This is a genomic window from Kineosporia babensis, assembly GCF_021129305.1.
Lineage (GTDB): Bacteria > Actinomycetota > Actinomycetes > Actinomycetales > Kineosporiaceae > Kineosporia > Kineosporia babensis.
The window spans coordinates 596,175-615,622 of sequence record NZ_JAJOMB010000001.1 but is presented as its reverse complement, the minus strand read 5'-3'; the positions used below and the strand labels follow the sequence as shown (position 1 = coordinate 615,622).

The window sequence follows — 19,448 nt, the reverse complement described above, 5'->3', positions numbered from 1 at the left end:
GCCTCTCCTCACGGCCCGAAATCGGCCGTGGTCGCGGCCCCTTGCTGTTCGCGGCCCAACGGGGTCCAGGGAGGGAGCCGCGGTGCTGGTACTGACCCGCCGAGCCGGCGAGAGCATCGTGATCGGGGACGACGTGCGAGTCGTGGTCCTCGACGTACGGGGAGACACAGTGCGCCTCGGGATCGAGGCCCCGCGCAGCATCCAGGTGCATCGCGCCGAGGTCTACGCCGAGGTCCAGGCCGCCAACGCGGCCGCGGCGTCCTCCGGGGAAAGCCTTGAGGAGGTCGCCGAACGGTTGCGCAGACTTGCGCGCCCGGTGGTTCCCCAACGGCGTAACGGTGGTTCGGGCCGGTCGTCGACGCCCAAACCCGGTCCACCGCCCGGCTCGCCATCGAACCAGCCGCCCACGCCGGGGTCAGCGGCCCCGGCCGGGCCGCCGGCATCAGGTGCAGCGTCGCGCCCGGTGCCGACACCACCTGCCCGAGGAACGAGCCAGCACGAACAGCGGGGTGTCCGGACCATGCGGGCATCACGGCCCGTTCCCGCGCCACCCCGGTCGGGGGTACCCAAACCCGGGCCGATCGGTCCGATCCCGAGGCCCGGCACACCCGCCGAGGAGACCGACGCCGAAGGCGTCTGAAGGTCATCACCTCTCGTGAACAGCAAGCCGCCCGGTCCGGGTTCTCCCGGGCCGGGCGGCTTGTTTTCACTGCTTTTGGACGGTGTGCGCACCGGTTGCTCTTGGCACACCGGTCGTTGGGGGACCGGTTCTGGAAGCCGGGCCCCCGTCAGCCAGGGGTCTGTGACCTACCCAGCCACCTCGTCCGTTGCCTTACCTCTCTGGACCGCCGCGAGCAGCATCTGCGCCACGTCGAGAACCTGAACCTCATCGCGGGCAGCGCCTTCGGACTTCTTGGCGGTGAGGCCGTCGGAGAGCATCACGTGGCAGAACGGGCAGCCGACGGCGATGGTGTCGGCTCCGGTACCGACCGCCTCCTCGGTGCGGGTGGTGTTGATCCGCTTGCCGAGCTTCTCCTCCATCCACATCCGGGCCCCGCCGGCGCCGCAGCAGAAGGAGCGTTCCTGACTGCGCGGCATCTCGCGCAACTCGATCCCGGGCAGCGAACCGATCAGCTCGCGCGGCGGTTCGTAGATGCCGTTGTGCCGGCCGATGTAGCAGGGGTCGTGGTAAGTCGCTGCACTGGTGCTGCCCCCGGCCGGCGAATCGACCGGCGCCACCGGGGTCAGCTTCTTCTCCCGGACCAGGCGGTTCAGCAACTGGGTGTGGTGCACCACCTCGTAGTGCCCACCCAGCTGCGGGTACTCGTTCTGGATGGTGTTGAAGCAGTGCGCGCAGGAGACCACGATCTTCTTGGCCTTGGACTCGTTCAGCACCTCGACGTTCTGGGCCGCCAGCTGCTGGAACAGGAACTCGTTGCCCGAGCGCCGGGCCGAGTCGCCGGTGCAGGCCTCACCGTCGCCCAGCACCGCGAAGTCCACCCCGGCCTCGTTCAGCAGGGTGGCGATCGCGACCGTGGTCTTCTTCTGCCGGTCCTCGTAGGCCCCGGCGCAGCCCACCCAGAACAGGTACTCGACCTCGGTGAGGTCCTCGATGTCGGTGCCGACCTGCTTGACCTCGAAGGGCAGCTTCTTGGCCCAGTCCATCCGCAGTCGCGGCTTCAGGCCCCACGGGTTGGCGTTCTTCTCGAGGTTCTTGAACAGGCCGTTCAGCTCGTTCGGGAACGCCGACTCGATCAGCACCTGGTAGCGGCGCATGTCCACGATGTGGTCCACGTGCTCGATGTCCACCGGGCACTGCTCCACGCAGGCGCCGCAGGTCACGCACGACCACAGCACGTCCGGGTCGATCACGCCGCCTTCGGCGTCGTACGCGCCCAGCGGGTTCTCCAGCTCGTAGCCGGTGGCCCCGATCAGCGGGCGCTCGGCGATGCTCTGGGCCGCCTTCAGCAGGTCCGGGCCGTTCTCGGCCTCCTTGCGGGCTTCCTCCGAGGCCAGCAGCCAGGGCGCCTTGGCGTAGGCGTGGTCGCGCAGCGACATGATCAGCAGCTTGGGCGAGAGTGGCTTGTCGGTGTTCCAGGCCGGGCACTGCGACTGGCAGCGCCCGCACTCGGTGCAGGTGGAGAAGTCCAGAAGCCCCTTCCAGGTGAACTTCTCCACCGCGCCGACCCCGAGCGCCGCGTCTTCGTCCAGCTCGTCGGCCTTCTCGAAGTCGAGCACCTCGCCGTTGATCGAGATCGGCTGCAGCGGGCCCAGGCTCGTGGTGCTGTCGTTGACCCGGGTCGGCGTGGGATTGCGCTTGAACCAGATGTTCGGGAAGGCCAGGAACCGGTGCCAGGCCACCCCCATCGTGGTGTTCAGCCCGATCGTGATCGCCCAGGACATCGAGATCGCGATCTTGATCCCGGCGATCAGCACGATCAGGTTCTCCAGCGTGCTCTCGGACAGGCCGGTGAAACCCGCCCCGATCAGCTGGCCCAGCGGGAAGTGCAGGGCGCTGGGGTCCAGCGCGTACTCCAGGCCGCGCAGCAGCAGGATGCAGATCACCACGCCGAGGATGACCAGCTCGACGAAGTAGGCCTGCCAGAAGGTGGAGCCGAAGAACCGGCTGGAGCGCCCCTGGCTGCGCGGGTGCTGCTTCTGCCGCACCGCGATCAGCAGGATGATCCCGGCCAGGCCGGCCACCGAGATCAGCTCGGTGACCCACTCGAACGGCAGGAACGAACCGAGCAGCGGCAGCCGGAAGTGCGGGTCGAAGATCTGGCCGTACGCGGTGACCAGGGTCAGGAACAGGAAACCGAAGCTGACCATGGTGAACCAGTGGGCGATCGCCACCACCGGCAGCCGCGCCATCCGGGTGTGCCCCAGGAACTCCCGCACCAGCGTGGTGCTGCGCGCCACCGGCTCGTTCGTGCGTGATCGGTCCGGCTCGCCGAGGCGGATCACCTGCACGAAGCGGTTGACGGCACGGGCCAGCAGAGCGACCCCCGCCACGGTCATGGCAAGGCTCACCACGATGACCGCGATCTGGAGCGGAGTGTTCATCCGGGGTGGTACTCCTGTCGGGATACGCGCCCGGCTTCCGGGCCGGGGGCGCGCGTCGGTGTGATGCGGATCCAGCTTACGGACGCCGGAACCGCGGGCATTCACCCGTACTGTGACCCAAGTCTCACATGCCGATCTGACGGTAGCGCTGCAGCCGGCGGGTCATCCGTTCGTCCGGATCGGCCTGCCGCACCCGCAGCACCTCATGTTCCAGTACGCCGCCCACCCGGCGCAGGAACGCATCCGGGTCGTCGTCCGAGAACTCACGCACCACCGTGTCCACGATCCGGTTGCGCAGCAGGTCACGCGAGCGCACCCCCTGGGCGTGGGCGAGCTCCGGCGCCCGGTCCGGGGCCCGGTAGAGAATCTGCGCCGCCCCTTCCGGCGGCAGCGGCGAGATCCAGCCGTGCTGCGCGGCCACGACTCGGTCGGCAGGCAGCAGGGCCAGCGCCATTCCGCCCGCTCCCTGCCCCAGGACCAGGCACACGGTGGGCGCGGACAAGGTGGTCAGGTCGGCCAGGGACCGAGCGATCTCCCCGGCCAGGCCACCTTCCTCCGCCTCCCGGGAGAGCGCGGCCCCGGCCGTGTCCACGATCGAGACCAGCGGCAGGCCCAGTTCCGCGGCCAGGCGCATGCCCCGCCGAGCCTCCCGCAGACCGGCCGGCCCGATCGCAGTGCCACGATCGTGCCCCAGCACCACGCAGCCCGCGTTGCCGAACCGGGCCAGGGCCAGCAGCATCGCCGGGTCGGCCTCGCCCTGCCCGGTGCCGTTCAGCGGTACCACGGTGTTGGCCGCGACCTCCAGCAGTTCCCGTACTCCTGGCCGTTGCGGATCACGGGAGCGGACGATCGACTCCCAGGCCGGTACGTCCGGTAGCTCGTCCGGATCGGACGTGACGTGTTCTGGTTGGCGGCCTGGGTTGTCGGTCTTGGGGGCGGCCAGGACGCTCAGCGCCGAGATGGCCACGGTGCGCAGCTCCTCGGGCCCGACCACTGCATCGATCAGGCCGTGGCGGAACAGGTTCTCCGCGGTCTGCACCCCCTCGGGAAACGGCTCCCCGTTCAGTGCCTCGAACACCTTCGGCCCAAGGAAACCGATCAGCGCCCCCGGTTCCGCCGCGCACACGTGCCCGAGCATCCCCCAGGAAGCCAGCACGCCTCCCATGGTCGGATTCCGGAGGTAGACCAGATAGGGCAGTCCCGCGGCACGATGTGCCGCTACTGCCGCCGAAATCTTCACCATCTGAAGAAAAGCGACCGTGCCCTCCTGCATCCGGGTACCGCCCGATGCGGGGGAGGCGATCAACGGCAGCCGGCGCTCGCGAGCGATGTCGGCCGCCGCCACGAAACGCTCGGCGGTAGCCACCCCGATCGAGCCGCCGAGGAACGAGAAATCGCCTACGACCAGCGCCACCGGCCGTCCGTCGAGCCGGCCTTCGCCGGTGACCAGCGACTCGTCCAGGCCACTGCGCTCGCGGGCTGCTTCCAGGGCCGCGGCGTACGCATCGTCGATCGTTGTGTACCGGTGATGCTGCGCCGGGGTGTCCCAGGAGGTCCAGCTACCCGGGTCCAGGATCTGCGCAATCAGTTCGTGAGCTCGCACCCGACCAGTGTGCAACCGCGCTGCACTTGCGAAAAAGCGCAAATTGTCCACTATCTGAATAGTGGACGTCCGGCATCCGGGTGGCCGCCGAACCGGACGGTAGTTCTGGGGTCACCTAAAAGAACCGGCGATCCGATGCAACGCCAGGTACTTCCGTCCGCGTCTGCAACACGCTGCGCCGAAACCTGCGAAGGAGACCACCGATTGCGGTCCGGAAAACGAACCGGCCTCGGAAACTGCCCGTTGGGCGGTAGTTGTGCCGGGCTGTCGTATCCGTCCGCTACGGTCGGGTACCGAACGGGGTGGTCAGCAGATCGGCAACGTAAGAACCGAAGCAGTAATCCAGAACAAGGGGTGGGGTAGTGACCACGCGTTCCAAAGTCATGGCATTCGCAGGCTTCGGCCTGGCGGCCGCGGTCGGGATCAGCGGCTGCGGATCGAGTTCGGGCGGTTCCGGTGACTCCGGTTCCGGTTCGGACAACGGTGGCGGCACGCCGAAGGACAAGGTGGTCTCGGCCTTCCAGGCCCTGAACGACTCGTCCAACGCCGGCTTCACCCTGAAGCTGGACAGTTCGGTGGCGGACATCGAGAAGATCAACGCCGCGCAGGACGCCGACGACAAGATCGACGCCAGTGACCAGCAGGCCATCGAGAAGGTCCTGGCCGGCAAGGTCACCATGAACATGAGCGCGCCGGACGGCAAGACGTTCGGTGACCTCACCAAGGAGTCCACGGCCAACCAGGACGCGCAGGCCCTGCTGAAGGACCCGGCCGCGCTCGAGGCCGCCCTCAAGGGTCAGGGCTCGTTCGCGATGTCGGTCGTCCTGGACGAGTCCGGCCTCTTCGAGTTCGTCACCAAGGACGGCGTGGTCTACGTCCGCGCCGACGTGGACAAGATCGCCGAACTGGCCGAGCAGAACGCCTCCGCACTGGAGTCCCAGCTCGGCCAGCTGCCGCCGGTGATCGCCACCCCGGTGCAGAAGCTGCTCGACGGTGAGTGGGTCTCGCTCGACCTGATCGCCACCGTCAAGATCCTCGACGAGCAGGGTGTGCTGGACCAGCTGCCCACCGAGACGGTGAGCCCCACCGTCGACGAGGCCAAGGTCCAGGCCTTCATCGACTCGCTGAGCGCCTCCTTCGAGGCCGACGCCACGGTCACCGAGATCGACGGCGGCGACCAGGGCGACGGCTACCAGGTCACCGTCCCGGCCAAGAAGATCGCCACCTCGGTGCAGGACGACCTGATCGCCGTGGTCGGCCAGGAGTCGGCCGACGACATCCGCGACTCCATCCAGGAGATGCCGGACAAGGACGTCAATGTCGAGGTCTTCGTCAAGGACGACAAGCTCAGCGGCATCAACCTCGACCTGATCCAGTTCCTGGACAAGCCGGTCGAGGACGCCACCTTCGCGGTCAACCTCGGGGTGGACGCGAACGCCGGCGCCGTCCAGGTGCCGGGCAACGCCACCGCGGTCGACGTCAAGGGCATCTTCAACCTGATCCCGGCCGACTCGCTCGCCGGCCTGGCCGGCGGCAGCGCCGGTCTGTAACGCCTGTCGCGGACCGGAACCCTTACGGGTTCCGGTCCGCTCGCGTTTTGCGCCGGGTCTGGCGCGGCCATGGTCAAATCGTGATCAGGGAGCATTGGGGTAAAAACGCAAACTATGTGCCAACTGTGAAAATTTTCGCTAGCGTCCGATTCAGGATCGAAACGACTAGCAAGGATGAGAATTGGCCATGCGTTCCACCCTCACGACTTTCGCCGGCCTCGGCCTGTCCGCCGCCCTGGTCCTCACCGGGTGCGGCTCGGGCTCCGACTCGGCGGACGGCGAAAACGGTTCGGGTGCCGACCAGACCACGTCCGCCGCGAGCACGCCCAAGGAAAAGGTCGTCGCTGCGCTGGACACTCTGCAGCAGAGCAACAGCATCGGCTACACGCTCGCGGTGAACAGCACGCCCGAAGACCTGAAGAAGATCGCCGCCGCGCAGCCGAAGACCGGCGAGGACGCGTTCACCCGCGCCGACATCAAGGAGCTGGAGTCGCTTCTGGGCGGTAAGGCGACGTTCGCCCAGACGCTGCCCGAAGGCAAGACGCTGGGTGACCTGACCCAGGTCAACGCCGGCCCGCAGACCGTCGCCGAGTTCTTCGACCCGGCGGTGGTGGAGAAGTCCCTCAAGGACGCCGGCTCGTTCAGCATGTCGCTCTCGCAGGACGACGCGAACCTGTTCGACCTGGCGGCCAAGGACGGTCTGCTCTACCTGCGTGCCGACGCCGAGAAGGTCGCCGAACTGGGCGAACTGGGCGACGTCAGCCAGGCGCAGGCGATGCTCGGCCAGCTGCCGCCGGTCATGGCCACCCCGGCCAAGGCCGTGCTCGAGGGCAAGTGGGTCTCGCTGGACCTGGTCGAGACGGTGAAGCTGCTCGACGAGCAGGGTCTGAGCGACATGCTGCCGAAGGAGGCCGCCACTCCCGCGGTCGACCAGGCCAAGGTGCAGGACTTCGCCGAGGCGCTGTACGCCTCGATCGAGGCCGACTCCGAGGTCACCGAGATCGACGGCAACGAGAAGGGCGACGGCTACCGGGTCACCGTCCCGATCAAGAAGGTGGCCGAGGCCACCCAGGAAGACCTGATCGCGATCTTCGGTGAGAAGACCGGCGGCGACATCCGCGACAGCATCAAGGAGATCTCCGCGAGCGACAGCGTCGACCTCGACGTGTTCGTCAAGGACGGCAGCCTCGGCGGGGTCAGCTTCGACATGACCCAGGCGCTGGAGAAGCCGGTCGAGGGTACGACTTTCACCATCGACGTGGACGTCGACCCGAAGGCCGCCCCGGTCGAGATCCCGGGCGACGCCACCGCGGTCGACATCAAGGGCATCATGGGCCTGATCCCGGCCGACACCTTCGCCTCCGGGCTCGGTAGCGGTCTCTGATCGAATCTCTCGCTGCAGGGCCGCAATCGGTGACGATTGCGGCCCTGTTCGCGTTCTACAGCAGTGGGTGCTGGTCGGCGAAGTCCACCAGCACCAGCCACAACGCGATGATCTCGCCGCACACGGCCACGAAGGCGACCGTGGTCTGCACGCCGCGCGACTGACCGGGCAGCATCGCCTTGGCCGCGGCCCGGTTGAACCGCCAGAGCTTGTTCCAGAGCCAGTTGACCATGTCGACGAAGACGAAGAACGTGTCCCGGACCAGCCTGCCCGTCGCGTCGATCATGTCCGCTCCTTCCGGTCGATCACCAGATCCTCATTCTGCGCACGCGGCCCGCCCGGCCGGGATGCACCGGCGCTGTCGAGCCGTGCGCCCGGATGGCACCGCCCCCATTGTCGCAATTTCGTGGTTCGTTCCCCAGGGCCGAAGAGCCGAGGAAACTCACAGCTGACAGGCTGGGCGCATGGACCTGGAACCCGGCGCCCCGATCGCAAAGGCACCCGTCATCACCAGTGAGGACGGCTTCCCGCACAGCGTGCTGCGCGAACGCCACCCGGAACTGCTGGCCAAGGTGCTGGGCGGCGTCCCCTATCCGCCCGAGATCCGGCTGGCCGTGAACGGCCTGGCCCAGGAGATCGAGGGCCCGATCCTGCCGCTGTCCGACACCCACGGCGATGCGGCGCAGTGGGCGGTCTGGGCGGAGCCGTACCTGGGCAAGTCCTGGTACGAGGTGCCGTTCCTCTGGGCCGAGAACTACTTCTACCGGAAGCTGCTGGCGGCCACCGGCTGGTTCGGCCCGGGTCCGTGGCAGGGCGTCGATCCCTTCGGCCCGCAGAAGGATGCCGAGCTGGCGGGTGCTGCGGTGCAGGCCGAGCTGGAGGCTCTGGCCGGGCTCGCTTCTGTGCCTCCGGCCGAGCTACTGGACTCGCTGCTCCTGGGCGCGCTCTGGGGCAACCGGGCTGACCTGGGCTTCCAGCTGCAGAGGCCTGCGGGTGGCGAGGAACGGCCCGCCGACGCCAATCTGATCTGCGACCACCGCCCAGCTCTCCTGCCGGTGCTGTCGGGCGTGGACCACCTGATTCTGGTCACGGACAACATCGGCCGCGAACTGCTGCCCGACCTGGTGCTGGCCGACCAGCTCCTGACCCTCCGGCCGGATGCGGTGGTGCATTTCCACGTCAAGCCCAGCCCGTACTTCACCTCGGACGCCACCCCGATCGATGTGCTGAAGACCGTGCAGCGCTTGGTCGAAGGTCCGGCCGCGGCGGCAGCCATCGGAACCCGGTTGCGGGAGTACCTGTCCGCCGGACGGCTCACCCTCACCGCGCACCCGTTCTACGTAGCGCCGCTGACGTTCGACCAAGCCCCGGCCGACCTTCAGAAGGCCTATGCGGCGGCTGATCTCACTGTGCTCAAGGGTGATCTGAATTACCGCCGTCTGGTCGGTGACGTGGCCTGGCCGGCCACGACGGCCTTCGAGGAAGTGACCAGTTACTGGCCGGGCCGGGTCGCCGCCCTGCGCACGCTGAAGTCTGACGTGCTGGTCGGGGTGGACCAGGCCCGGCTCGCCGAACTGGATGCTGGTGAGGCGAATTGGCGTACCAGCGGACACTACGCGGTCATCCAGATGAACTGAGCGGGTCAGCAGCCTTGCCGTCCTCACCGTTCCAGCCCGGACTGGATCGCGAACACCACCAGCTGAGCCCGGTCGCGCGCCTGCAGTTTGACCATGGCCCGGCTCACGTGGGTGCGCACGGTATCGGCCGAAACGAAGAGCTCCTCGGCGATCTCGGCGTTGGAACGACCGGTGGCGACCCAGGACACGATCTCCCGCTCGCGCTCTGTGAGATCCTTCAGCCGCGGATGCACCTGCTTCGGCCTTGACCCGGCCCCGAACTCCGCAATCACCCGCCGGGTCACCGAAGGAGCCAGCAACGACCCGCCGTCCGCCACCACCCGAACGGCCTCGAGAAGCCGCGCCGGAGAAGCATCTTTCAGCAGGAACCCACTCGCCCCGTGTCGCAGGGCCTCGAAGACGTACTCGTCCAGCTCGAAGGTGGTCAGCATGACCACGCGCACCCCGGACAACGAGGGATCCGCCGTGACCTCGGCCAGCAGCCCCAGCCCGTCCAGCACCGGCATCCGGATGTCGCACAGCACCACGTCTGGCTTGACCCGGCGAATCAGCGCCATGCCTTCGCGCCCGTCACCCGCCTCACCGGCCAGCTCCAGATCGTCCTCAGTCGCGATCAGCGTGGACAAACCCATCCTGACCAGCGGCTGATCGTCCACCAGCGCCACCCGGATCAAGAACGCCACCCCATCAACTCGGCACCGCAATCATCCCGCTCGATCGACTCGGTTCGGGCAGCGCCGTGCTCGATCAACTTGGCACCGGAATCGTCGCACTCACCACGAAACCCGATGCCACCTCGGGCGTCTCGAGATGGCCGGCAAGGTTCTCCACCCGTTTTCGCATCCCCGCAATCCCCATCCCCGCCAAAGGTTGCGCGCCTGCACGGCCCACGCCATCGTCGGCAATGGTGACCGTAAGCCGCCCACTCGAAAGCCGGAAGGTGACCACCGCCCGCTGCGCGCAAGCATGCCGCAGCACGTTGGTCAGCGACTCCTGGATCACGCCGTACACCACCTGCCCCACATCGTCAGGAACCTCCGAGGCCGACGGAATGTCCGAAGGGAGCTCAACCACCAGCCCACCCGAGCGCACCCGATCAAGCAGGCCCCGGATCTCGGCCAGCCCCGGACCAGGCGTGCGCGCGGCCTCACCCGAGCTCATCAGGGCCAACTCGCGGCGTAACGCGTCCAGCGAGTCCTGGCTGGAGGAACGGATCGCGTCCAGACTCTGCCGTAGCCGCTGCGCGTCCTGCTCCGGCAGCGAGGTCTTGTCCAGCACGTGCATGGCGACCTGAGCGTGCATCGCGATCACCGCCAGACCGTGCCCCACCCCGTCATGCAGCCCTTGGGCCATCCGCAGCTGTTCTTCGGTAGCCGAGCGTTTGGCCTGTTCAGCCCGCAGTTCCTGCCGTTCGCTCAGGCGCAGCCCGGCCAGACTGGCCCCCAGCGTCAGTGCCGTCACACCGAGCGCCTGCCAGGCCGTTATGTGGCCTGGCGCGTCGTGCAGGATCGCCCGCAGCGCCAGCCCGACAATGGTCATGATCAGCGCGGGGATGACCGCGGGCCAGAGGGTGTGCCAGCGCAGCCGTTGGGCGGCGATCAGCGCGGCCATCGGGATGACCACGAAGAGCGGCCCGTTCGGCAGGCCCAGCGCGAAGTAGGAACCCACCGCCACCCCGGCCGTGAGCATGGCCTGGCGGGGATGCCACCACGCCGCCGGCAGGCACACCGTGGCGATGCCGGCCAGGACCAGCACCGGAAGGACCTTGTCGCCCTCTTCGTGGGTGGAACCGATGGACCCGATGAACAGCAGCGCGGCAACCAATGGCGTGTACCAGGAGCCGCGTGCAGGGCCGGATTCGGTCATGAAGCGAGACTAGGTGTGGCCACCGACAAACTTGTACGCCCGAGCGCGGCCTCCGTGTACGCAGATCTGCGTACACGGAGGCCGCTGCTGGTCGGACGCTGCGAGAGATCAGCAACGAGAACGTTGGGGCCATGACGAATTCGGGTGATGTGGTCGTAGCCACCGACCGGCTGACCAAACGCTATGGCAAGGGTGAGGGAACCCGGCTCGCGGTGGACGCCGTCAGCCTGACGGTGCGCCGCGGCGAGGTGTACGGGTTCCTCGGCCCCAACGGCGCAGGCAAGACGACAACGCTGCGCATGGTGCTCGGCCTGATCAGGCCCACATCCGGCACCGCAACCGTGCTCGGACGTCCAGCCGGCGGTCCTGAAGTCACCGAGCGGGTGGGCGCCCTGATCGAAGGCCCGGGCTTCTACCCCTACCTGTCCGGCCGCGACAACCTGCGGGTGATGGCGCGCTACCGAGGCCTGTCCAGCGACGCCGCCGAGATCGCGCTGGAACGTGTTGACCTGGCCAAACGCGGCAACGACAAGTTCAGGTCCTACTCCCTGGGCATGAAGCAACGGCTGGGCGTGGCCTCGGCCCTGATGGGTGACCCGGAGCTGATCGTGCTGGACGAGCCCACGAACGGCCTGGACCCGGCCGGGATGCAGGACATGCGCCGCCTCATCGTCTCGCTGGCCGAGAGCGGCACCACGATCGTCCTCTCCAGCCACCTGCTCGCCGAGGTCCAGGAGATCTGCGACCGGGTAGGGGTGATCAATGGGGGACGTTTGTTGCGCGAATCCACTGTCACTGAACTTCGCGGGGGAACGCTTCTCCGAGTCCGCGCCACCCCGCCGGACAAGGCACTGGCCGTGGCGATGCGGATCGCCGGCGATGACGGCGTACGCCGCATCGGCCCTGTGGAAAACGGCCGCGGCCCGGTGGACGATGTGGAAACCCTGGTCCTCAGCCTGCCGCCCGCCATGGCCCCCGAGGTCGCGCGTGTCCTGATCGCCGAGGGCGCCGACATTCACGAGATCGCGCTTCTGGAGCGCAGTCTCGAAGAAGTGTTCTTCGAGATGACCACCCCGGTGGCCGCGACGCCGACGGTGCCCGCAAGCGTCCCCAATCTGTGAATAAACCTGTGGATAAGGAATTACAACAATGAACGCGATCCTGAACAGCGCCCGGGCCGAACTCCTGCGGCTGCGCAAGTGGCCTGCGGTGTGGGTGACCCTGGTCGCCTGGCTTCTCCTCGCCTCCTTGTTCGGCTACGTTTTCAATTACGTCGCCTACAAGACGGGCGGCAGTAACTTCGCCAGTGAAGAGCTCGGCAACGCGCAGATATTCGCTGCGCTGCTGCCCGAGAACCTTCCCGCTGTGCTGGTCCAGGGCATGCCGATGTTCGGCGGAGCGCTGATGATGGTGCTCGGCGCCATCGCCGCCGGCAACGGTTATGCCTACGGCAGCTGGAAAACCGTCTACACCCAGGGTCCTTCCCGCTCCGCGGTCACCGCCGGCTCACTGCTCGCTCTGACCCTCTTCGTGCTCGGCGTCCTGCTCGCCACCCTCGCCCTCTTCGCCACCTACACCGGACTGATCGCCGCCACCGAAGCCAACACCATTGTCTGGCCAGCCTTCTCCGAGGTGGCCAAGTCCTTCGGTGCCGGATTCCTCGTTCTCGAGATGTGGATGCTCGCCGGCTACTTCCTCGGCACCGTCGCCCGAGGCCCGGCCTTGTCCGTCGGCCTGGGCCTGGTGTGGACCTTGGTGCTCGAGATGCTGCTGCGCGGCGTGGGCGGTCTGCTCGGCCCCGTCGAAACCTTCACCCAGGTGCTCCCGGGCACCGCAGCCGGTTCTCTCGTCGGCGCCATCGCCAGCGGCGACCCGTCCGCAATGGACACCCCGGGCGTCCTCAATGTGCTCTCCGGACCTACGGCTGCGGTCTCGGTGGGCATTTACCTGGTCGTTCTCGCGCTCGGGACGATGCTGCTGATCCGGCGCCGGGATGTGGCCTGACCGGCGAGCAACGAAAGGGTGGGAGACATTGTGCGTCTCCCACCCTTTCGCAGCCTAGGCGTCTTTCTTGATCAGTTGCGAAACGCGCTGGGGGGATACCCCGAGCACGCGAGCAACCTCGAGGCCCGCAAGGCCGGATTGCTTCAAGGCTTTCGCTGTGTCGCGGATGGCGCGGGCAGCGACCTTCTGCGCCTGTTCCGCTTCCTCCTGCGCTCGCTTGGCGCCTTCTACCTGAACGGCCATCCCTGAGCCGGGGTCGATGCTGACCAGGTCTACGCGGACGCGCTCGGCGGGAACATCTCGCATCAGTGACACGTAGTCCCTGACCATCTCATCGACATCGCCAAGCGACTTCGCCTGGGTTACGCCATCGGCCATGCGCAGTACCCACCACTTGCCTTCGCGCTGAGCGCTCACCTCAACGGTGACGTCCACGCTGGTCATCGCAACCACCCCTTTGATCCACAAGCGATGTCGGCCCTGATGTTGTCCACGACGCCGGGTGATATTTCCCGGTGCCGCGGTACCGCCGTCTGATGACTGCCGCCGCAGCTGCACACCCAGACTGTGTGTTTGCCCCCTTCGCGGAGTACCGCGCAGCCAATTGCGCGTAAGGCTCGCTCGACCGCCCGCCTCTTCATCGACGCCGTCATAGTCTAGTCCCCCTAGATCAATCAATCTAGGGGGACTTTATTCGAAGAATGGTGGAAGGTGACGCCGGGGGCATGCGCGCTCGAACTGAACGGCGTTCGAAGCGCGGAGGCTCAGGGAGCGCCCCGCCAGCGGTACTCGATCTCCGGCCGCCCCGTACCTCCGTACCGCGAACCTCGCGTGGCCAGACCGGTTTCGACCAGATACTCGAGATATCGCCGAACCCCGACTCGTGACATCCCGATCGCCTCGGCCGCCCCAGTAGCGGTCAACGCAGCCGCGGCCGTCCGCAGCGCCCCGATCACCCGCTCCAGCGAATCCGCGCTCATCCCCTTGGGCAACTGCTGCTCGGTAGCGCCACCGCGCAGATCGCCGAGCATCCGGTCCACCTCACGCTGATCGATCTCCTCGCCCGAGCCCCCGGCCCGGCTGACCTGGGCGCGGAACTCGGCGTAGCTGGTCAGGCGGTCGCGGAGGGTGGCGAAGGTGAAGGGCTTGAGCAGGTACTGGGCCACGCCGTTGGCCACCGCGCCGCGCACGATGGCCAGGTCGCGGGCCGAGGTGACGGCGATGACGTCGGCCTCCACCCCGCGGGCCCGCATGATCCGGTGCACCTCGAGGCCGTGCAGGTCGGGCAGGTTCATGTCGAGCAGCACCAGGTCGACCGGTTGATGGGTGACCTCGTGCAGGGCTGCGGCGCCGGAGCGGGCCAGGCCCACCACGGTGAACTGCGGCAGGCGGCGCACGTATTCGGCGTGGGCGCGGGCGGCGAGCTCGTCGTCCTCGACCACGAGGGTTCTGATCATGCCGGGGCCACCGGGGGCAGGGGCAGGGAAACTTCGAAAACGGTCTCGTCCAAGTCCTCGTCGCGATACAGGGAGATCGAGCCGCGGTTGCGTTCCACGGCCTGCCGGACCAGAGCCAGGCCCAGTCCTCTTCCGGCGCCGGACTTCTCCGCCACCCCGTTCAGGCCGAAGCCCTCGGCCGACTTCGTGCTCCAGCCGCGCTCGAAGATCCGGTCCGGGTCGGTGATCGGAGGGCCGGAATTGCTCACGCGCAGCCGCAGTTCGGAAGGCGCGTCGCAGACCCGGGCGCCGACCGAGACCCGCCGCTCGCCCGGCGTCGAAAGCGTTGCCTCGAAGGCATTGTCGATCAGGTTGCCCAGCACGGTGAGCAGGTCCCGGGAAGGAAGGACGCCGTCGGGCACCTCGAGATCGGTGGGGAACTCCAGCCGGATGCCCCGCTCCGCGGCCTCGGCGGCCTTGCCCAGCAGCAGCGCGGCCACCACCGGCTCCTGAGCCTGGCTGATCACCAGGTCGGTGAGCTCCTGCACGCCGGCCAGCTCGGCGGTGGCGAACTCCAGGGCCCGGTCGGTCTCGCCGAGCTCGATCATGGTGATCACCGAGTGCAGCCGGTTCGCGGACTCGTGGGCCTGCGAGCGCAGCGACTCGGTCAGGCTGCGGGTCTGGCTCAGCTCGTCCGACAACGCAACCAGATCTGTGTGGTCGCGCAGCGTGACTACGCTGCCCAGGGTGCGGCCGTTCCACCGGGCGGGCGACTGGCTGACCACCAGCACACCTTCGCGGGTCAGCTGCAATTCGTCGACCTGCGTGTCACCCCGGCCGATCGCCTCGCTCAGGCCGTCGGGCAGCGGCAGCTCGTCCAGGCGTCGCCCGATCGCGCTGTGGTCCAGCTCCAGCAGGCGCATCGCCTCGTCGTTGATCAGCTGCAGCCGGCCCTGCCGGTCGACGATCAGCAGGCCCTCGCGCACCGCGTGCAGCACGCCCTCGTAGAACTCGAACATCCTGGTCAGCTCGGCCTGGCCCATGCCCAGGGTCTGCCGTTTCAGGCGCCGGCCCAGGGCGTAGGCCACCACGCCACCCGCGGCCAGGACCCCGGCGCCCACGCCGAACAAGGGCGGCAGCTGCTCCTTGACCAGTTCTCCGACGTTGTCGATCGTGATGCCCACCGAGACCAGCGCAACCACCTGGCCGCGATCGTCCTCAATTGGCGCCACTGCCCTGACCGAGGGGCCGAGGGTGCCGGTATAGGTCTCGCTGAACGCCTGGCCGGCGATCGCCGGCTCGGTGTGTCCCAGGAACTTCTTCCCGATCAGCGCCGGATTGGTGTGCGTGTAGCGGGTGCCGTCGGGGCTCATCACCGTGATGAAGTCGACCTCGGTGGCATTGCGGATCTCTTCCACGTAGGGCTGCAGCGGAACCGAGGGGTCCTCCTCGTCCAGGGCCTGCAGCACGGTCGGCTCCAGCGCGATCGTCTCGGCCAGCGCCAGCACCTCGTGCGCGGTCGCGTCCCGAGCCCGGTCGTGCGTCTGCAGGTAGGCGGCCACCACGGTCGATCCGACCAGCAGCACGACGGCGGCGGCGACCAGCCCGAAGGCCTGCCGGGCCACGCTCCAGTGCCGAGGGTCCATAGGCACAGTCTGCCGATGTCATCGCCTTACTCAATGAACGAAAGCGCGACCATCGCCCGATGGGCGGGCACCCTCATCGCTAGTGGCGCAGTTCACAACGGTCTGATCGCAGATCCGCAGGTGGACGTGCGCAGGTGAAAGACACCTCACTCGACGACGCAGGAGGCGGCCATGTCCCAGACCGACACCCCCCAGCCACCCGGCCCAGCAGCTCCCAAGCAGCGCAAGGACCGGACGCACTTCCTCTATCTGTCGGTCATCGCCGCCGTGATCCTCGGTGCGATCGTCGGCCTGGTCGCCCCCGACCTCGGCAAGGAACTGAAGCCGCTCGGAACCGGCTTCGTCGCGCTGATCAAGATGATGATCGGCCCGATCATCTTCTGCACCATCGTCCTGGGCGTCGGCTCGATCCGGGAGGCCGCCAAGGTCGGCAAGGTCGGGGGGCTGGCCCTGGGCTACTTCCTGGCGATGTCCACCCTGGCCCTGGCGATCGGCCTGGCGGTCGGCAACTTCCTGCACCCGGGCAGCGGTCTGGACATGACCGGCCTGGAGGGCTCCGGCGCCGAGCAGGCCGGTGACGAGCACACCAGCACCACCGACTTCATCCTCGGGATCATCCCGACCACGATCGTCTCCTCGCTGACCGAGGGCCAGGTCCTGCAGGCGCTGCTGGTCGCCCTGCTGGTCGGCTTCGCGGTGCAGCAGATGGGTGAGACCGGGCAGAAGGTGCTCGGCGCGATCAGCGTGATCCAGAAGCTGGTCTTCCGGATCCTGGCGATGATCATGTGGCTGGCCCCGATCGGCGCCTTCGGTGCGATCGCCGCGGTGGTCGGCGCGACCGGGGTGGACGCCCTGGTCAGCCTGGCCCGGATCATGATCGCGTTCTACGTGACCTGTGCGCTGTTCGTGTTCGTGATCATGGGTGCGCTGCTCAAGGGCGTCACCGGCCTGAACATCTTCTCGCTGCTGAAGTACCTGGGCCGGGAGTTCCTGCTGATCGTCGGCACCTCCTCGTCCGAGTCGGCGCTGCCCCGCCTGATCGCCAAGATGGAGCACGTCGGGGTGTCCAAGCCGGTCGTCGGCATCACGGTGCCCACCGGTTACTCGTTCAACCTGGACGGCACGGCCATCTACCTGACCATGGCCTCGCTGTTCATCGCCGAGGCGCTGGGCGACCCGCTGAGCATCGGCGAGCAGGTCTCGCTGCTGGGCTTCATGATCATCGCCTCGAAGGGCGCCGCGGGGGTCACCGGTGCGGGTCTGGCCACGCTGGCCGGTGGCCTGCAGTCGCACCGGCCTGACCTGCTGGACGGTGTCGGCCTGATCGTCGGCATCGACCGGTTCATGTCCGAGGCTCGCGCGGTCACCAACTTCGCCGGCAACGCGGTGGCCACCGTGCTGATCGGGCACTGGGTCGGCGAGTTCGACAAGGAGCAGGCGCTGCGCACCTTCCGCGGCGAGAGCCCGTTCGACGAGACCACGCTGGTTGACGACCACGCCCCGGCTCCCGCGGTGGCCAGTGGCGATCAGGAGAAGTCGCCCGCGGCGGTCTGATTTTCGGTCTGATTTTCCGGCGACGAACGGCCTGGGGACGCTTCCCCGGGCCGTTCGTCGTTTGCCGGGCCTTCAGGGGTGCATGGGTCGAACGGCCCGGTGTAGCCCTAGGTGAAAGGTTGCTCTTCCCGATGGAGCACTGCGCCCGGCGTGTCCAGTTCGTACCTTTCTTTTGTGGAACGACGTTTCAACCCGCCGCCCGGATGGCCCCGGCCACCGGAGGGCTGGCTGCCGCCACGGGGGTGGCAGCCAGACCCGGAATGGCCCCCGGCGCCGTTCGGGTGGCGGTACTTCGTCGAAGATCAAATGGGGGACGTCCCAGAGGCTTCCGAGGTCGCCGGCGCCGTTGAGGGCTCCGAGTGGCTTAAGGACGTGCGGGGTCACCGATCGCCGTCGGGTGCGGCTGACGTTGTGGTTGGAGAACCCCCGGCGGTCCAGGCAGCCCGGGCCGCACAGGTAGCGCGGCAGTGGGCAGGGTTGGACGACAAACCCCCGGCCCACGAGTTCGGCGCCGTCCGCTGGGCAGGGGAGGGTGACACCCCCGACGCCGGACTGCACCTCTCCCGCCCTGAGCCCTCCGAGTCGTGGGTAGGCGTGAACTCCCTCCCCGCCGGCGTCCTGCCCGCAGGGGGACGTCACGGCGAGCCACTCATCGCACCGCCGAACACCCCACCTGCACCCCTGGCCCCCGCCGACGTCTCCGACTGGCTGGACCGGCTCTACGGGCCTACCGCCAGCCCGGAGGTGGCAGAACACGATCTAGGCTCCCTGAGTCGCCCACCGCGCCGCGCAGGCATCCCCGCTCATGCCGCCAACGACCCCGGCCGGTTCCGCGACCTCATCGAGGCAGACCTCCCCGCCACCGACACCGGTGCGATCCCCAGCACCCCCGAGCGCCGCAACTGGCCCCGGAAGCGGATCGTCCTACCCATGGTCGTCCTGCTCGGCGTGGCCGGGTTCGGCGTAGGCCGCTCCGCCCTGCAAGCCGTAGACCCCTCAAACGCCCAAGTCACCCTCGCCGACCCGCCCCTCCTGGTGGGCCAGAAGGGCCCCAGCGGCACCCTCGTAACCGCCGCCCCAAAGCCCAAGGCGCCCCCCACGTCCTCTGCTTCTAAAACCCCCGCTGGGAAGCACAAGGCCGAAACCCCGTCCCCCGAAGCCACCAAGGCCGAACTCAAGGCCCAGGCCGAATCCACCGCCAAGCCGACCGAGCCCAAGGCAGGCGCCGAGCGCCCCCGAACCACCATCACCACCTCAACCCTGGCCAGCCCCAACCCGGTGTGGTCCAAGGCCAGCAAGGAGTCCTCCTCGTCTTCGTCGGCCAGGGACTCGAAGTCGTCCAAGTCCACCAAGGACGACGGCGAGTACGACCGCCGAGGCCGCCACCGCAAGCCCGACCCCCGCCCCAACCGCAATACCCCCTGGCAGTGCGACCCCAACTACGCCGGCAGCTGCGTGCCCATCGCCTCCGACGTCGACTGCCTCTCCAGCGGCGGCGACGGCCCGGCCTACCTCGCCGTGCCGGCCCGGGTGGTGGGCCGCGACATCTACAACCTGGACTCCGACGGCGACGGCTGGGCCTGCGAGTCCTGGCAGAACCGGTGATGCCTGCCCAGCACAGAGTGACGGCCAAGGCGATATGGACCCATCCGTCCACCCGGCGTTCAACGATTTCGTACTTGGGCGCCGGAACCGCTAAGGTAGT

Annotated in this window: 17 protein-coding genes; 8 read left to right on the top strand and 9 right to left on the bottom strand. The window is 68.1% G+C overall.

The features are described from left to right. The first annotated feature begins 82 nt into the window (after nucleotides 1–82). The gene (gene csrA / locus LR394_RS41185; RefSeq protein WP_331283036.1) at nucleotides 83–640 is read left to right on the top strand and encodes a carbon storage regulator CsrA; all 558 of its coding nucleotides are present in this window, start codon (nucleotides 83–85) and stop codon (nucleotides 638–640) included. A 167-nt stretch (nucleotides 641–807) separates the two neighbouring features. On the opposite strand, the gene LR394_RS02840 is transcribed toward csrA, so the two are convergent. After that, the gene (locus tag LR394_RS02840) at nucleotides 808–3,063 is read right to left on the bottom strand and encodes a (Fe-S)-binding protein (RefSeq protein ID WP_231438735.1); all 2,256 of its coding nucleotides are present in this window, start codon (nucleotides 3,061–3,063) and stop codon (nucleotides 808–810) included. Between the two features lie 124 nt (nucleotides 3,064–3,187). Then, a complete protein-coding gene (locus LR394_RS02835; RefSeq protein ID WP_231438734.1) occupies nucleotides 3,188–4,666 on the bottom strand; it encodes an acetyl-CoA carboxylase carboxyltransferase subunit alpha/beta in 1,479 nt (492 codons plus the stop codon). 362 nt (nucleotides 4,667–5,028) lie between these two features. On the opposite strand from LR394_RS02835, the gene LR394_RS02830 reads away from it, so the two are divergent. Both LR394_RS02830 and LR394_RS02825 read left to right on the top strand, forming a co-directional pair. Further along, on the top strand, nucleotides 5,029–6,216 hold the full coding sequence (locus LR394_RS02830; RefSeq protein ID WP_231438733.1) for a hypothetical protein: 1,188 nt from the start codon (nucleotides 5,029–5,031) through the stop codon (nucleotides 6,214–6,216). Between the two features lie 187 nt (nucleotides 6,217–6,403). Continuing rightward, nucleotides 6,404–7,600 (top strand): hypothetical protein, encoded by a 1,197-nt coding sequence (locus tag LR394_RS02825; protein WP_231438732.1) that lies wholly within the window; start codon nucleotides 6,404–6,406, stop codon nucleotides 7,598–7,600. A 55-nt stretch (nucleotides 7,601–7,655) separates the two neighbouring features. Here LR394_RS02825 and LR394_RS02820 read toward each other — a convergent pair whose 3' ends face one another. Then, nucleotides 7,656–7,886, bottom strand: a complete 231-nt coding sequence (locus tag LR394_RS02820) for a hypothetical protein (RefSeq protein ID WP_231438731.1) — start codon at nucleotides 7,884–7,886, stop codon at nucleotides 7,656–7,658. Nucleotides 7,887–8,064: 178 nt separating this feature from the next. On the opposite strand from LR394_RS02820, the gene LR394_RS02815 reads away from it, so the two are divergent. Further along, nucleotides 8,065–9,237, top strand: coding sequence for a damage-control phosphatase ARMT1 family protein (locus tag LR394_RS02815; RefSeq protein ID WP_231438730.1), 1,173 nt, complete (start codon nucleotides 8,065–8,067; stop codon nucleotides 9,235–9,237). A 23-nt stretch (nucleotides 9,238–9,260) separates the two neighbouring features. Here LR394_RS02815 and LR394_RS02810 read toward each other — a convergent pair whose 3' ends face one another. After that, nucleotides 9,261–9,911 (bottom strand): response regulator, encoded by a 651-nt coding sequence (locus LR394_RS02810; protein ID WP_269328611.1) that lies wholly within the window; start codon nucleotides 9,909–9,911, stop codon nucleotides 9,261–9,263. Nucleotides 9,912–9,984: 73 nt separating this feature from the next. Continuing rightward, nucleotides 9,985–11,103: a sensor histidine kinase gene (locus LR394_RS02805; RefSeq protein ID WP_231438728.1), complete on the bottom strand. Its 1,119-nt coding sequence runs from the start codon at nucleotides 11,101–11,103 to the stop codon at nucleotides 9,985–9,987. Nucleotides 11,104–11,234: 131 nt separating this feature from the next. Here LR394_RS02805 and LR394_RS02800 point away from each other — a divergent pair, with 131 nt between their 5' ends. Then, nucleotides 11,235–12,224, top strand: coding sequence for an ABC transporter ATP-binding protein (locus tag LR394_RS02800; protein ID WP_231438727.1), 990 nt, complete (start codon nucleotides 11,235–11,237; stop codon nucleotides 12,222–12,224). A 28-nt stretch (nucleotides 12,225–12,252) separates the two neighbouring features. Continuing rightward, nucleotides 12,253–13,107, top strand: a complete 855-nt coding sequence (locus LR394_RS02795; RefSeq protein WP_231438726.1) for an ABC transporter permease — start codon at nucleotides 12,253–12,255, stop codon at nucleotides 13,105–13,107. A 54-nt stretch (nucleotides 13,108–13,161) separates the two neighbouring features. Here the strand turns inward: LR394_RS02795 and LR394_RS02790 are convergent, their stop codons facing one another. The 4 genes from LR394_RS02790 to LR394_RS02780 all read right to left on the bottom strand — a co-directional run bounded on the left by LR394_RS02790 (nucleotide 13,162) and on the right by LR394_RS02780 (nucleotide 16,189). Continuing rightward, complete coding sequence (locus LR394_RS02790) at nucleotides 13,162–13,551, bottom strand: hypothetical protein (protein WP_231438725.1); 390 nt, start codon at nucleotides 13,549–13,551, stop codon at nucleotides 13,162–13,164. Continuing rightward, nucleotides 13,548–13,748 (bottom strand): type II toxin-antitoxin system HicA family toxin, encoded by a 201-nt coding sequence (locus LR394_RS43550; RefSeq protein WP_407936971.1) that lies wholly within the window; start codon nucleotides 13,746–13,748, stop codon nucleotides 13,548–13,550. Before LR394_RS43550 ends, LR394_RS02790 begins: the two co-directional genes overlap by 4 nt. Nucleotides 13,749–13,871: 123 nt before the next feature. Beyond that, nucleotides 13,872–14,564, bottom strand: coding sequence for a response regulator (locus LR394_RS02785; protein WP_231438724.1), 693 nt, complete (start codon nucleotides 14,562–14,564; stop codon nucleotides 13,872–13,874). After that, entirely contained in the window at nucleotides 14,561–16,189 is a 1,629-nt protein-coding gene (locus LR394_RS02780; protein WP_231438723.1) for a sensor histidine kinase, read from the bottom strand. The genes LR394_RS02785 and LR394_RS02780 overlap by 4 nt, the downstream gene beginning before the upstream one ends. A 171-nt stretch (nucleotides 16,190–16,360) precedes the next feature. Here LR394_RS02780 and LR394_RS02775 point away from each other — a divergent pair, with 171 nt between their 5' ends. Both LR394_RS02775 and LR394_RS02770 read left to right on the top strand, forming a co-directional pair. Continuing rightward, a complete protein-coding gene (locus tag LR394_RS02775; RefSeq protein ID WP_231438722.1) occupies nucleotides 16,361–17,743 on the top strand; it encodes a cation:dicarboxylate symporter family transporter in 1,383 nt (460 codons plus the stop codon). Between the two features lie 477 nt (nucleotides 17,744–18,220). Next, the gene (locus LR394_RS02770) at nucleotides 18,221–19,348 is read left to right on the top strand and encodes a hypothetical protein (protein WP_231438721.1); all 1,128 of its coding nucleotides are present in this window, start codon (nucleotides 18,221–18,223) and stop codon (nucleotides 19,346–19,348) included. Nucleotides 19,349–19,448 lie beyond the last annotated feature (100 nt).